General features: G+C 71.7%; 10 protein-coding genes. 1 reads left to right on the top strand and 9 read right to left on the bottom strand.

The features are described 5' to 3' along the window. Positions 1-55: 55 nt before the first annotated feature. Entirely contained in the window at positions 56-1,141 is a 1,086-nt protein-coding gene (locus AC1PME_RS05850) for a sterol desaturase family protein (protein ID WP_307549174.1), read from the top strand. A gap of 230 nt (positions 1,142-1,371) precedes the next feature. On the opposite strand, the gene AC1PME_RS05855 is transcribed toward AC1PME_RS05850, so the two are convergent. The 9 genes from AC1PME_RS05855 to ybaL form a co-directional block, all read right to left on the bottom strand. Continuing rightward, positions 1,372-1,686, bottom strand: a complete 315-nt coding sequence (locus tag AC1PME_RS05855) for a PsiF family protein (protein ID WP_307549176.1) — start codon at positions 1,684-1,686, stop codon at positions 1,372-1,374. A gap of 54 nt (positions 1,687-1,740) precedes the next feature. Then, entirely contained in the window at positions 1,741-2,994 is a 1,254-nt protein-coding gene (locus AC1PME_RS05860) for a type III PLP-dependent enzyme (protein WP_481097593.1), read from the bottom strand. Continuing rightward, complete coding sequence (locus tag AC1PME_RS05865; RefSeq protein WP_481097594.1) at positions 2,991-4,748, bottom strand: IucA/IucC family protein; 1,758 nt, start codon at positions 4,746-4,748, stop codon at positions 2,991-2,993. The genes AC1PME_RS05860 and AC1PME_RS05865 overlap by 4 nt, the downstream gene beginning before the upstream one ends. After that, the gene (locus tag AC1PME_RS05870) at positions 4,726-5,898 is read right to left on the bottom strand and encodes an MFS transporter (protein WP_481097595.1); all 1,173 of its coding nucleotides are present in this window, start codon (positions 5,896-5,898) and stop codon (positions 4,726-4,728) included. The genes AC1PME_RS05865 and AC1PME_RS05870 overlap by 23 nt, the downstream gene beginning before the upstream one ends. Further along, positions 5,895-7,691: an IucA/IucC family protein gene (locus AC1PME_RS05875; RefSeq protein WP_481097596.1), complete on the bottom strand. Its 1,797-nt coding sequence runs from the start codon at positions 7,689-7,691 to the stop codon at positions 5,895-5,897. The genes AC1PME_RS05870 and AC1PME_RS05875 overlap by 4 nt, the downstream gene beginning before the upstream one ends. Then, the gene (locus tag AC1PME_RS05880; protein ID WP_481097597.1) at positions 7,688-8,914 is read right to left on the bottom strand and encodes a siderophore biosynthesis protein PvsA; all 1,227 of its coding nucleotides are present in this window, start codon (positions 8,912-8,914) and stop codon (positions 7,688-7,690) included. Before AC1PME_RS05880 ends, AC1PME_RS05875 begins: the two co-directional genes overlap by 4 nt. Before the next feature lie 250 nt (positions 8,915-9,164). Continuing rightward, positions 9,165-11,294 (bottom strand): TonB-dependent receptor family protein, encoded by a 2,130-nt coding sequence (locus AC1PME_RS05885; protein WP_481097598.1) that lies wholly within the window; start codon positions 11,292-11,294, stop codon positions 9,165-9,167. 25 nt (positions 11,295-11,319) lie between these two features. After that, the gene (locus tag AC1PME_RS05890; protein ID WP_481097599.1) at positions 11,320-12,051 is read right to left on the bottom strand and encodes an HpcH/HpaI aldolase family protein; all 732 of its coding nucleotides are present in this window, start codon (positions 12,049-12,051) and stop codon (positions 11,320-11,322) included. 213 nt (positions 12,052-12,264) lie between these two features. Further along, complete coding sequence (ybaL, locus tag AC1PME_RS05895) at positions 12,265-13,944, bottom strand: YbaL family putative K(+) efflux transporter (protein ID WP_481097600.1); 1,680 nt, start codon at positions 13,942-13,944, stop codon at positions 12,265-12,267. Between the last annotated feature and the right edge of the window lie 167 nt (positions 13,945-14,111).

The raw sequence follows: 14,111 nt of genomic DNA on the forward strand, positions 1-14,111 counted from the left end.
AGCCGGCGGCGGCATGCTGTCGCGTCGGCCGTCGCGCCCCCATCGCCGTCTTCGCATGCCCGTCATCGCCCTGGTCTCGTCCATTGCCCACGCCTGGTCCACGCTGGTCGACCTGGTCGCCAGCCACGCGGTGGCGCCGCTGCTGGCCGCGCTGCACCTGACCGGGCTCAGCGACGACCCGCACGACATCGCCGCCTCGCTGCTGGTGGCGGCGCTGCAGCTGTCCATCATCGGCGTGCTGTTCCGGCCGCTGGAGAGCCTGTGGCCGGCCGAACGCTGGGAGCACCGGCGGCTGGCGCGCATCGACTTCCACTACACCTGGCTGATGCTGATCGGGGTGTTTCCGCTGTTCTCGTTCCTGATCCTGACCCCGGTGGTGAACGCGCTGGGCGGCGCCGACCCCAATGCCGCGGCGGCGCCGGAGACGGGGCTGCGCCATGTCTGGCCGTGGCTGGACCGGCATCCGCTGGCGCTGTTCGCGCTGTACTACCTGGCCTACGACTTCACCTACTACTGGATGCACCGGGTGCAGCACTGGATGCCGTGGTGGTGGGCGATGCACAGCATGCACCACAGCCAGCGCCAGCTCAGCTGCTGGGCCAACGACCGCAGCAACTACCTGGACGGCATGCTGCAGTCGTTCGTGCTGGCCGCGGTGGGTATCGCCTTCGGCATCGAGGCCGACGAGTTCGCCTGGCTGATGCTGCTCGGCGAACTGGTGCAGAACCTCTCGCACGCCAACGTGCGCTTCGGCTTCGGCCCGGTGCTCAACAAGCTCCTGGTCGATCCGCCGTTCCACCGCCTGCACCACATGCGCGTGGACCCGGAGCGGCCCGGCCTGCACAACTGCAACTTCGGCCAGGTGTTCGCGTTCTGGGACGTGCTGTTCGGCACCGCGTTGTACGGCGAACCGGTGCGGCCGACCGGGGTGGGCGATCCGATGGTGGACCGCGACAACGACCTGGGCCTGGTCGCGTTGCAGTGGGAAGGACTCAAGCGCTTCTGGGGCGCGGTGCGGCGCCGCTCCGGCTGGACCCCGGGCGAGGTGGCATTCGGCGAGGACTATGCGCCGATCCCGGTGGATCATGGGGGGATGCCGGTGAGTGGCGGGGATTCGGGAGTCGGCAGTCGGGAGTCGTAGGCGCGGTGGCGTTGGGCGATACGGTCCTGCCGGCTTCGCTGGCTGTCGTGCCCTCACCCCAACCCCTCTCCCGGGGAGAGAAGGGCTCCGCTTTTCCCTTCTCCCTGCGGGAGAAAGGGGCCCCGTAGGGGCGGATGAGCGGACGGGTGGTGCACTGGATTTCCGGAAACGGATCGGTGCGCACACCCTCACCCCACCCCCTCTCCCGGAGGGAGAGGGGCCTATGGCGCTTACTGCTTCTTGAGGCAGCCGCTCATGAAGGTCTTGCGGGCGTCGCCCTGCAGCTTCTGCGTGGTCGCCTGCGCGTTGCAGTCCTTCATCCGTTGCTGCGAGGCGTTGCCTGCCACCGGTGCGGTGCCGCCGCTGAGGCAGGCCTTTTGCGCACTCTTGTACTCATCGCCCTTCTTGCCCTTGTTCTGCGCCGAACACTTGGCCATCAAGGTCTGTTGCGCGGTCTGCGGTTTGGTCGCGGCGGTGGCCAGCAGCGGGGCGGCGGTGAAGCTCAGCAGCAAACAGGTGGCGGCGAGGCGGGCGCAACGGGTCATGGTGGCAGCTCCGGTTGGGTGTGCCGGCAGGGTGCGCCGGCACGGGTGACCGGATCATGACGCGGCGGCGGCCGGGTCGGCAATGCGGCGCTGCGGCATGATGTCGGCGGCCTGCGCCGGGCCGTCGAGGAACAGCATCTGCGGCGGCGGATGCATCAGGAACTGCTGGTGCGAGATGTTCCAGGCGTAGGCGCCAGCCAGCGGGAACGCCAGGCAGTCGCCGGGCGCCAGCGCGGCCACCGGCTGGTCGCGGGCCAGCACGTCCTTGGGCGTGCACAGCTGGCCGACCAGGGTCACCCGCGCGTTGCGCAGCACCGGCGGCTGCGTGCCGCGCAGCACCAGGAACGGATGGTCGTGGCCCTGCGCGGCGGGCGTGCGGAAATGATGGGTGCCACCGCGGCCGATGGCGAACTGCGCGCCATGGCTGCGCTTGATGTCCAGCACCTCCATCAGGTACCAGCCGCAGGCGGCGCTGACGTAGCGGCCCGGTTCCAGGCGCAGCCGCAGGCCCTCGCCGTGCGTGCGCAGCAGCGCCGGCAGGCCCGCGCAGAATGCGGCCCAGTCGAACGAGGCCGCCGGATCGGCGTAGTCCACGCCGAAGCCGCCGCCGGCGTTCACCGTCAGCGGGCCCAGCGCATAGGCCTGGCGCCAGCCCTGCACGGTCTGCAGGTAGTGCGCGATCAGCCGCAGCTGCAGTTGCGCATCGCGCTGGTGCGACAGCAGGTGGAAGTGGAAGCCATCCAGGCGCAGACCGCTCGCGCCGCGCAGCACCTGCATGGCCGCGTCCAGGTCTTCCACGTCCAGGCCGAACGGCGAGGGCCGCCCGCCCATCACCAGGCGCGTGTCCTGCATGCCCGGCACCACGATGTTCAGGCGCAGGAACACCGACAGCGGCCGTGCGCGTGCCGCGGCGATGCGGGCAAGCCGTTGCAGCTCGCCCAGGCTTTCCACGTGCACGCTGCAGTCGGGCAGGCTCGCGGCCAGCTGCAGCTCGGCATCGAGCTTGCCGGGGCCGCCGAACAGCAGCCGGCGGCCCGGCTGCTGCGCGTGCAGCCACTGCAGCTCGCCGCCGGACGCCGCTTCGAAGCCGTCCACCCATGGCGCCAGGGTGCGCAGCAGCGCCGGCTCGGCATTGGCCTTGGCCGCATAGAACAGTTCGCAACCGGCCGGCAGGTGCGCGCGCAGCATCGCCGCGTGCGCCTGCAGCGCCGCCAGGTCGTAGACGTAGGCGCAGACCGGGCCGTCGGCCTGCGCGCGCAGCCGCGCCAGTGCCGCCGGCAGCGGCGCCGGATCGATGCGCAGGCTCATGCCGCGACCTGCCGCAGCGTCGCGGCGCCGATCGGGTTGGGCAGGAAGCTGTAGTCGGCATGGCGGTCGGCGCGCTGCAGCAGGCGCAGGCGCAGGTTGTTCTTGGCCGGCAGCGGTGAGTCCTCGAGCAGGGCCTGCAGCGCCGGCTGCGCGCCGTGGCGGTGCTGCCAGCTGCGGGCGATGTCGCCGACGATCTGCCACAGCTGCCGTTCGCGGCGGTCGTGGCCGTCGGCGAGGTGGAAGATCGCCTCGGCCAGGTTGTTGACCAGCGCGCAGTAGGCGATGCGGTTCCAGCCGCGTTCGGCGCTGTAGTACAGCGACTGCCGCGCGGTTTCGGACATGCCGGGCAGGCGCGCGGCCGGCCAGCGCGACGGCAGCAGCTTGGTGCCTTCCAGGTCGCGGATCCATACCTGCGTCGGCTGCCCGTCCTCGCAGCCGATCACGGTGTTCTGCAGGTGCGGCTCCAGCACGATGCCGTAGGCGAACCAGGCGCTCCACACGCCGTCCAGCAGCAACTGCGCATAGGCGCGGAACCAGGTCGCGGTGGCCGCCTCCAGGCTGCTGCCGCTGCGCTGCGCCAGCGTCCGCAACGCGGCGGCACAGGCCGGCCGGCCATGGGCGTCGTTGGTGAACAGGGCGCCGGCCACCTGCGGGCGATAGCGCGCCCGCTGCGCTGCCGGGATCGCCTGCCGGTACAGCACGCCGAAGCTCTCGCCGAGTGCACGGCAGGCCTGGGCGTCGGCGTCCAGCGCGGAGAAGTCCAGGTCGGTGGCGGCCGGCTCCAGCAGCACGTGGAAGCCGGGCACGCGCTGCGCCAGCGCCTGCCAGTCCGGTGCCAGCAGGCGGGTCAGCGCCACCGCGCTTTCCAGTTCGTACCAGGCGTTCTTGCGCACGCAGTTGGTCAGGCGCACATGCACCGACAGCTTGAGGAAATAGTCGAGGTCGGCGTGGTACAGCGTGCGCACCGACGAGGTCGGACGCAGCGCCAGACCGCGCTCGCCCAGCGGTTCGATCCAGCCACGCGCCTGCGCCTGGCGCAGGAGCGGGTGCGCCAGCACGCGTTCGGCTTCCCACGGATGGCACGGGTACAGGCCGGCGCCGCCGCCGGCCTGCGCCAGGGTCGCGCGCACGTCCTGGCCCTGCGCGCGGTACAGGCGCGGATCGATGCGGAACCAGAACAGCGGGAAGGCGCTGCGCGCTTCCGGCGAGCACGCCAGCACCTGTTCCAGCGGCACGCCCTCGCGGCTCTTGGGCGTGGGATGGAAGGCATGTCCCCACAGCATCGACTGCTCGGCATCGATCAGCGCCTCGCCGGTGGGCGGCGCAGTCTCGGCCTGGCGCAGCAACTGCGCGGTGATGGCGATGCTGTTGGCGCTCTGCGCCAGCAGTTCCAGGTTGGGCGCCTGTTCGCCCTCGCTCAGCTCCTGCAGCAGCAGGCGCACCAGTGCCTCTGCATCCAGGCAGTGCCAGGGATGGCCGTCGGCCTTGAGGTAGGGCGCCGAGGCGAAGCGGCAGCGGCCCAGGCGGTCGGCATGCGCCAGGCGTACGCACAGCCTCGCACCGGAGGGCAGGCGCAGGCGCAGCCAGCGTTCGCCGGCGGCGGCCACGCCGGGCCGGTCCCGGCCACGGTAGTCGAATTCGGCCAAGCCGCGACCGAGCGCGACTTCGCGCAGGTAGCAGTTGAGCCAGCAAGTGATCGCCTGCGCTTGCGCCAGGCTGTCGTACCACGGGTCATGCATCGGCAACGGGGACATGGATGGTTCTCCGAACGGACGTGAGCATCAGGGCCGGCAGCAGCGCCAGCAGGGCGGCCGCGGCGGCGGCGAGGAACGGCACGGCCAGACCATGGCCTTGCACCAGGGCGCCGGCGAGGGCGCCGCCGGCGACGCCGGCGTACTTGCCGGCGGCATCGAATCGGCCGAACAACTGGCCCGCGCCGCGGCCGCCGGCGATCTCGGCGAGGCTGCGGTTGAGGCCGCGCAGCGCCATCCACATGCCCAGGCCGAACAGCAGCCGCGCCGCGATCAGCCAGCCGGGCGTGGCCGGCGCCATCTGCAGCAGGCAGGCCAGTGCGAACAGCGCCAGGCCCACGGGCAGCGGCGACGCGCGGTGGTCGCGGCCGCGCCAGCACGGCATCAGCACCAGGTAGACCAGGTGCGGCAGGCTGTACAGCAGGCCGGCGACCGCGCTGCTGCCGATGCCGTGCGCTTGCGCATACGGCAGGAAGTACGGAAACGTCACCACCATCGCGAAGCAGAACAGGAACTGCGCGGTCCACAGCGCCCAGCGCTGGCGGCGCTGCGCCGCGTCCACGTGCGGCACGGCGGGCGTGGACGCGGGTGTCGCCGGCGCGCGCGGCGGATCGGCCGGCAACCGCCAGCTGAGCGCGAAGGCGAGCAGCGGCAGCAGCGCCAGATAGCGGTACAGCGACTGTGCCGGCCCCAGCGCGGTGGCCAGGCCGAGCAGCGCCGGGGCGGTGACCATCGCCAGCCGCGCCGAGAACTGGGTCCAGTCCAGCGCCCGTGCCAGCGAGCCGCTCTGTGCCTGGCTGCTGAGATACGCGTTGGTCGCGGCCAGCGAGCCGCCGCAGGCGCCCTGCACGATCAGACCGGCGACCAGCCAGCCCAGGTTCGGGGCGAAGCCGGCCATGGCGAAGCCCAGCGCCAGGCCGAGCTGCGCGCGCAGCAGCGAGCGCTTGCGTCCGTAGCGGTCCGCCAGCCGCCCCCAGGCGCCGGCGGTGAGCGCGGTGCACAGCGTCGGCAGCACGTACAGCACGCCGCTCCAGCCGATCGCCGCGCCCGGCGCCAGCTGCTGCAGCACCTGCGGCAGGAACAGCGGCATGCCCAGTGCGGTGAAGGCGGCCAGGTAGTGCGCGGCCAGCACCGGGCCGAGCAGGCGCTTCATCGCGCCGTCCCGGCCGCGAGCGCACGCGCCGCCAGCGCGTCCTCGCGCAGCAGGTTGGGCGCGCTGTCGCCGTAGAACTTGTTGATGTCCGCCGCGCCGGTGATCTGCTTGCCGAGCAGGCTGCCGGCGCTGAGCAGGTACTTCACCGGCAGCTTCGGTGCGTCCAGCAGCACCGAAGCCGGCGCGGTGTCGATGCCGTCCTCGCGCAGCGCGCGCAGGGTGCCGTGCAGGCGCGCGCGCAGCAGCGCGTACAGCGGCGCGCGCAGCCCCGGCTGCCATTCCGCCAGCCCTTCCAGCACCGCCTGCAGGTCCAACTGCAGGATGATGGTGCAGAACATCCGCGCCAGCGCGGCGTCGTCCTGCACCGGGATGCGCGCATCGCGCGGCGCGCCCAGCGCGGCCAGCGCCGGCCGTTGCGCGTGCAGCCGCGACAGCAGCACCCGCGCCGCGTCGTTGTCCTTGAGCAGCAGCCGCGGCGCGCGGCCGGCGGCATAGATCAGCACGCTGTTCTGCTGGTTGGCCTCTAGCGCGATGCCGTAGCGCAGCCACAGCCGCAGGTGCACCTGGCACATCAGCGCCAGGTAGCCGTCCCACCAGGCGCTGAGGTCGCCACCATGGAAACGCTCGGCCAGATGCACCGCCAGTGGCCGTCCATCCGGCAACGCCGCGCACAGGCCGGCCACCGGCACCAGGGTCGCCTCCGGCAGCGCCGGATAGCGGCGCAGCAGGTAGGACAGATGCCGGGTCTCGCCGACATGGCCGGCATGCGCCTCGTCCACGTGCAGGTAGCGTTCGCCCAGCGCCGGATCGTGCGCGGCGAGGTCGCGCAGCACGCGTTCGAACCAGTGCCCGTCGTACAGCGTGGACGGCTTGATCAGGCGCAGGTTGAGCGCGCCGAGGGTGCGCATCGGCACCGGCAGCTTCAGGTGATGATCGGGAAACGCCAGCGGGATCACCGTGCGCAGCGACAGCGACGGGCGCACCTGCAGCCATGGCTGCGGCGCGGCGATCGCGCCGTCCGGCAGGGCGAAGCCGTCCTCGCCCAGGCGCGCGAAGACCAGCGGGTGCAGTGGCCAGGCGACATGGTCGGCGTCCAGCGCCGGGTCCAGGCCGAGCATGCTCGGGCGCGGCCAGAACGCCGGCGGCGGCGTGGTCTGGGTGACCTGCGCGGCCGGCAGCGCCAGCCAGCGCAGCGCGAAGCTGGGGCCGAACTCCGGCGCGTAGCGCGGCAGGTCGGCGTCGTCGAGGCCGAGCTTGGCGCGTGCGCTGGGATAGAACGGATGGTCGCGGTGGCTGGCCAGCTGTTCGCAGCGATAGGCGCGTTCGTATGCGTCGGCGGCATCCAGCGCGCCGGCCAGCAGCGGCCGTTGCTGCGCGTAGGCCTGCCGCGCCAGCGCGCGCTGGCGCACCGCGCACTCGGCTTCCTCGACATAGGCGCGGTGCAGGGCCTGGGTCTGCGCGTCGAGCCCGGCGCTCAGCCGCGCCAGCCACTGCGCCGCGCCGGATTCGAACGCACTGCGCTGCGAAGTGTGCAGGACCCAGCCGTCGCTGCAGGCACTGACGGTCTGCAGATAACCGGCGCGGCGCAGCGGCAGCCACAGTTCGCCATCGGGCAGATGCCCGATGCGCCACCAGGTGGCGTCCGCCGGCAGCGGCGCCTGCGCCCAGGCGGCGAGCACCGCCGGCGGTGGGGTGGTGGCAGCGCCGCGGCTGACGATGCCGTGCAGGTCCTCGCGCAGGCAGGCGTCGATCACGCGCAGGTCGATGTAGCGGCGGTCGGCGTCCCGGTTCATGCGGCCGCTCCGGTGGCGGTGTCGATGCGCCAGCGCAGCGATGCCTCGGCGCTGGCCAGCGCCTGCTGCAGGTCCGACTCGGTGTCGGCGAGCACGTCCAGCACGCCCAGGTAATCCTTGTTGGAATGGCTCAGGCGGATGGCGTCGCCAGGTTGCCGCAGGCGCCGGTAGCGCGCTTCCCAGCCGGCGTCTCTGCTGCCGTGGTCGGCGCTGGCCACCGCCAGCGTGCCGTCGTGCTCGGCCACGTAGTAGCGCACCAGCGCCTGCGCGCGGCGCGCCTGCAGCGCCGGCAGCGGCCGGTCCAGGTGCAGGCCGAGCACGCTGTCGAACCAGTGCCCGCCGAACAGGCGATGGAGCAGGAATTCGCGGCCGTCGCCGATGCTGCGGTAGTTGATCTCCACCAGCACCGGCCCGTCGGCGGTGAGGATGAATTCGCTGTGGCACACGCCGAAGCCGATGCCGAACGCCTGCAGTTGCGCCAGCGCCTGCTGCAGTACCGGCGTGTCGGTGGCGCCGCGCCAGCGCGCCTCGCACTCGACGAAGTGCGGTGGTGCCGACAGTTGCACGTCGAAGCCGCCGATCGGCAGCAGGGTGCGCCCATCGCCGAGCGTTTCCAGGGTGAACAGCGGTCCCTCCAGCACGCTCTCCAGCAACACGCTGCGCTGCGGGTGACGTTGCCAGAAGTCGTCCAGGTAGGCCTGCAGCGCCGCCGCGTCGGCGCAGTGGCGCACGTCCAGGCTGGCCACGCCTTCGCGCGGCTTGGCGATCAGCGGCCAGGGCGCCTGCGCCGGCGGCAGCGCGCCCGGCGTCAGGCTGCAGAACCACGGCGCCGGCAGGCCGAGCGCGCGCAGGCGCTGGCGCATCGCCGCCTTGTTCTTGGCCGCGTAGCAGACCTGCCAGTCCTTGCCCGGCACGCCGAGCGCGGCGGCGACCACGGCGGCGCTGGTCTGCAGGTGGTCGCTGTTGCTGAACACCGCGCGCGGCGGCTGCGGCAGGCTGCCGAGCAGGTCGAGCACGCCCAGCGGATTGAACACGTCGCACTCCAGCACCTGCACCGGCGCGGCCGGCGGATGCCGGCGGAAGTGGTCGAGGTGGGCGTGGCGATGGTCGGTCAGCAGCAGCACCGGCACGCCCAAACGCTGTGCGGCGGGGAGGAAGCCATCGGTTACCGCCGGGTGGCAGACGTGGCTGAGGATCAGCAGGGGAGCGTCGTGCGGGATCATGTGCGGGTCTCGTCGGGCGCAGGCGCACGCACGCCGCCGGCGCGGCCGCGCGGGCGCGGACACGGGAGGCATGCGCCGCGGCTGCGGCAGGTCGTGTGGTTGCCTGGCGCGGCGCATCGGGCGCGCGCTGGGTGGGGGAAAGGACGCGGCTGCGTCCGTGGCATGTGCCCGCGTCTCCCGCGGGCGGCGGCGCGCCGTGCTGGCGCGCGGTGGTGCGGCTGCCGGCGGCGTCGTCCGACGCCGGCGTGGATCAGAAGGTGTACTCGAGGCCGACGGTGACGCTGCGGCCCGGCGCCGGCTGCCGGCCCCAGGGGCTGGTGTCGATGCCGCGGTACCAGTACTTGCGATCGAACAGGTTGTTGACCGCCAGCGACGCGCTGAGCTTGCCGCCGGCGCCTTCGCTGAGCACCTGGCTCAGCTGCGCGTTCCACACCCAGTAGGAGGGCAGTTCGCCGACCGAGGCGATCGCGTTTTCCTGCACGGTGTTGGCCGCATCGCTGAAGGCACGGCTGAAGTAATAGCTGGAAACGGCGACGGTGGTGTGACCGGATTCGGGCCGGTACGCGGCGCCGAGGGTGAGCTGGTTGCGCGAGGTGTAGGGCACGCGCAGGCCGTCGTACACGCCCGATTTCTGCCGCGCGTCCAGGTAGGCGTAGCCGGCGTTGAGGGTCAGCGCGCGCAGTTGCGCCGGGCTCCACTGCAGTTCCACTTCGCCGCCCTGGTGGCGGGTCTTGCCGAGGTTGCGGTAGGTGCGGGTGGTGTTGTCGAGCTGGATCTGCTGGTCGAAGTCGATCAGGTAGCCGCCGAATTGCACGCGGGTGCGTTCGTTGGGCTGGTAGCGCGCGCCGGCCTCGTAGTTCCAGGCCAGTTCGGCGTCGAGGTTGTCGCCGAAGATGATCTGGGTGACCTGCGGCGCGCGCAGCGAGCGCTGCCCGTCGGCGTACAGGTACCACTGCGGACTGGCCTGGAATCCCAGGGTCAGGCCGGGCAGCACGTCGTCGGTCTTGTTGCGCGTGCGCGCGCCGCTGGCCAGGTTGTAGTAGCGCGAATCGACCTGCTCGTAGCGCAGGCCTGGGGTGACGGTGACGCGGCCGTCGGCGAAGGCGATCGCGTCGCTGACGTAGGCGGCGGCGCCGCGGTCCTTGAAGCGCCAGTCGCGCACCAGGGTGTAGACGCCGTCGCTGAGGCGGGTGTTGCCGACCAGGAAGTCGATGTCCTCGTTGATCGCGCGCGCGCCCAGCGTCCATTGCTGGCGTACCGCGCCGTCGCCCATGGTCCAGCTCAGCCGCGGTTCGCTGCCGTAGACCCGGAAGTCGCGCGGCGCGCTCTGCCGCAGTTGCGGCGGCAGGTCGGGGCGCCAGGTCTCGCTGGAGGCCGAACGCATGCCGACGATGAAGTTGCGGCTGCTGCGCGCGCTGAAGTTGCTCCAGTCCAGGCGCAGGTCCTGGAACGGGCCAAGATCGCCGAAGTCCTGCTGGTAGACCAGCGAGGCGCGGGTGGTGCGGCCGGTGAATGCATCCAGCGGCCGCGTCGACTGGCGCGGATCGCGCAGGTAGTCGGCCGGCGCCAGCGCCCCGGCCAGGTCCATGTTCGCGACATAGCGCTGCACGCTGGCCTTGAGCAGCTTGTCCGGCGCCAGCCACCATTCCGCGCGCAGGCGCAGGTTCTTGATGTCGGTGGCGCTGTGCTCGCGCCAGTAGTCGCCCTTGGTCCAGTTCGCGTCCAGTTGCAGGCCGAAGGTGTCGCTGGCGTAGCCGCCGGTGCTGATCGCGGTGTCGCCGAGGTAATGCCCGGCACCGCCGGCGGTGACCTTCTGTCCCAGCGTGGTGGTCCAGGTGGTGGGAATCTCAGGGCTGATCAGGTTGATCACCCCGCCCACGTTGTTGGGGCCGTACTGCACCGCGGCGCCGCCGCGCACGATGTCGATGCGGTCGATCTGGTTCATGCCCACCGGGAACAGCGACAGGCTGGTCTGTCCGTACGGGGCCAGCGCCAGCGGGATGCCGTCCTCCAGCACCTGTACGCGGCCGCTGCGGCTTTCGTAGAGGCCGCGCAGCATGATCTGCGGCAGCGCGCCGGTGCCGGTCTCGTCGAACACTTTGATCCCCGGCACCTTCTGCAGGGCGTCGTCCAGCGAGCGGTTGGCGCCGCTACGCAACTGCGCGTTGTCGATCACCTGGCGGCTGCCGGCGTAGTGCTGCACGTCCTCGACGGTGGAGCGGCCGAGCAGGCTGCCCTGCACCTGCACCGCATCGAGCTGGCGGATCCGCGCCTGGGCGTCGTCGCCCGATGGCGTGTCCGCCGCGCGCGCGGCGGACGGGGCGAGCACGGCGGCGGCGATGGCCACGGCCAGCAGCGAAAGGGGAAGCGGGACGCTCAAGACGGGAACTCCAGGGAACGAGGGATCAGTGACTGCGCAGGTCGGCCGCGCGCTGGCGCAGCGCGGCCTGCAGCAGCGCGCGGTCTTCGCCGGCGAACAGCCACTGCAGGTCCGCCTGCGCCAGCCAGTGCGCGCGTTGCGCGGCATCGCGCGGATTGGGGCAGAACGGCACGCCGGCGGCACGGCAGGCCGCGGCGATCGCCAGCAGGTGTTCCCAGACCTGCGGATGGGTGGGCTGCGGGCCGACGCCCAGGTCCAGCGCCAGGTCCAGCGCGCCTTCCATCACCAGCGACACGCCGGGCACCTGCAGGATCTGCGGCAGGGCGCGCACGCCGGCGACGCTCTCGATCATCGGGATCACGCGCAGGCGTTCGCGGCTATGGGCGATGTAGTCGGCCAGGCCCACGCTGCCGAAGCCGGTGACGCGGCCGCCGGTGATGCCGCGGCGGCCGTGCGGCGGGAAGTGCGCCGCGGCGACCGCGCGCTCGGCCTGCTCGGCGCTGTCCAGCCCGGGCAGGACCACGCCGCGGGCGCCGGCGTCGAGCACCCGGCCGATCAGCTTGGCGTCGACCTCGGGCACCCGCACCCAGGCTTCGCAGCCGCCCAGCTCGCAGGCGCGGATGGCATGTTCCAGCTCGGCTGGCGAGCGCAGCACGTGTTCCAGATCCAGCACCGCGAAGTCGTAGCCGACATGGCCGAACATCTCGCACAGCAGGGCACTGGGTAAGGAGTTGAGCAACCCGATCTTGCTGGCCATGGGGGAGGGCAAGCGGAGCTGGGGAAGGGAGCGCAATCCTGACGGAAACGAGAATGCTTATCAAGACGATTCGTAGCGGGCGTTCACAGTCGCTGTAGACGTTTTCTGTGCGCTACCGCGCTTTTCCCCGCAGCGACTCGCTCTCCGAAGAGGAGTCGCTTTTGCGAATCCCCATTCCCGATTCCCCACTCCCCAATCCCAGCCGCCAAGCGCTCAGCGTGCGGCGGCGCGCAGCCCCCGGTACGGCGGCGTCGCCATCACCATCTCCGCCAGCGAATACGCCAGCTCGCGCTCGGCCATCACCGTGCCGTCGGCGCCGTGGTCGAGCAGGTGCTTGACCTCGGCATCGCTGTGCGCGCGCGCCAGCAGGGTCAGCGCCGGGTTCAGCGCGCGCAGCTTGGCCAGCGCCTCGCCGGCCTCCAGCGGCTGCGGGATCGCCAGGATCGCGATCTTGGCCTTCTCCGGATGCGCCTCGGCCAGCACGCGGTCGGCGGCGGCGCTGCCGCGGATGCCGGGGATGCCGTCGGCGTGGGCGCGTTCGACATGGTCGCGGTTGTCGTCGATCACCAGCACCGGCACGCCGCGCTCGCGCAGCACCGCCGCCAGCGCGCTGCCGACCCGGCCGTAGCCGATCACGATGGCGTGGTCGACCAGGTCCAGCGACGGACCCGGCGGCAGTTCCGGTTCCACCGTCACCGGCGCCTCCACCGCCTGCCGTGCCTGCCAGCGATCCAGCCAGGTGAACAGCAGCGGGTTGGCGATGATCGACAGCAGCGCGCCGGCGAGGATCAGGTCGCGGCCGGTCTCGGGCAGGATCGCCAGGCTCACGCCGAGGCCGGCGAGGATGAAGGAGAACTCGCCGATCTGCGCCAGGCTGGTGGAGATGGTCAGGGCGATGCCGGTGGGATGGCCGAACGCACGCACGATCACGAAAGCGGCCAGCGACTTGCCGACGGTGATGGTCAGGAACGTGGCCAGCACCTGCCAGGGATGCTCGAGCAGGATGTGCGGGTCGAACAGCATGCCCACCGAGACGAAGAACAGCACCGCGAAGGCGTCGCGCAGCGGCAGCGAGTCGCTGGCGGCCTTGTGGCTGAGTTCGGATTCCTTCAGCAGCATGCCGGCGAAGAACGCGCCCAGTGCGAACGACACACCGAACAGGCTGGCCGAGCCGAACGCCACGCCCAGCGCGATCGCCAGCACCGACAGGGTGAACAGCTCGCGCGAGCCGGTCGCGGCGACCTTTTCCAGCGCCCACGGGATGGCGCGGCGGCCGACCACCAGCATCACCGCCACGAACGCGGCCATCTTCAGCAGGGTGACGCCGAGCGCGCCGAGGATCGCACCGGTGTCGGCGCCCTTGCCGCCGAGCGCGTCGGCCAGCGCCGGCAGCAGCACCAGCGCCAGCACCATCACCAGGTCCTCCACGATCAGCCAGCCGACCGCGATGCGCCCGCGCAGGGTCTCCAGCAGGCGCCGTTCCTCCATCGCCCGCAGCAGCACCACGGTACTGGCCACCGACAGCGCCAGGCCGAACACCAGGCCGTGCAGGGTCGGCCAGCCCATGCTCCAGGCCAGGCCCCAGCCGAGCAGGGTGGCGACCGCGATCTGCGCCAGCGCGCCGGGGATCGCGATCCACTTCACTTCCATCAGGTCTTCGAGCGAGAAGTGCAGCCCCACCCCGAACATCAGCAGCATCACGCCCAGTTCCGACAACTGGTTGGCCAGCGCCTGGTCGGCGACGAAGCCCGGCGTGAACGGTCCCACGCAGATGCCGGCCACCAGGTAGCCGACCAGCGGCGAGAGCTTGAGACGGTGGGCGAGCGTGCCGAAGAGGAAGGCGAGCGCGAGCCCGACCGCGATGATGTCGATGAGACTGGTGTCGTGATGCATTCAGGATCGCAGAACAAGGGAGCCCCGAGTGTCGCCGATCGGGGCTTTTGTCGGCAAATCGGCGTGCGGCGCCGAAGGGCTGGCGAAGCTTGGGGCGTGACACCTGAAGTGAGCCTCGAACTGCTGTGCCGATAAGTGCTGCGCGCGCGGATGGGAACCGGAACAGT

The organism is Xanthomonas sp. NCPPB 901, from assembly GCF_056725085.1.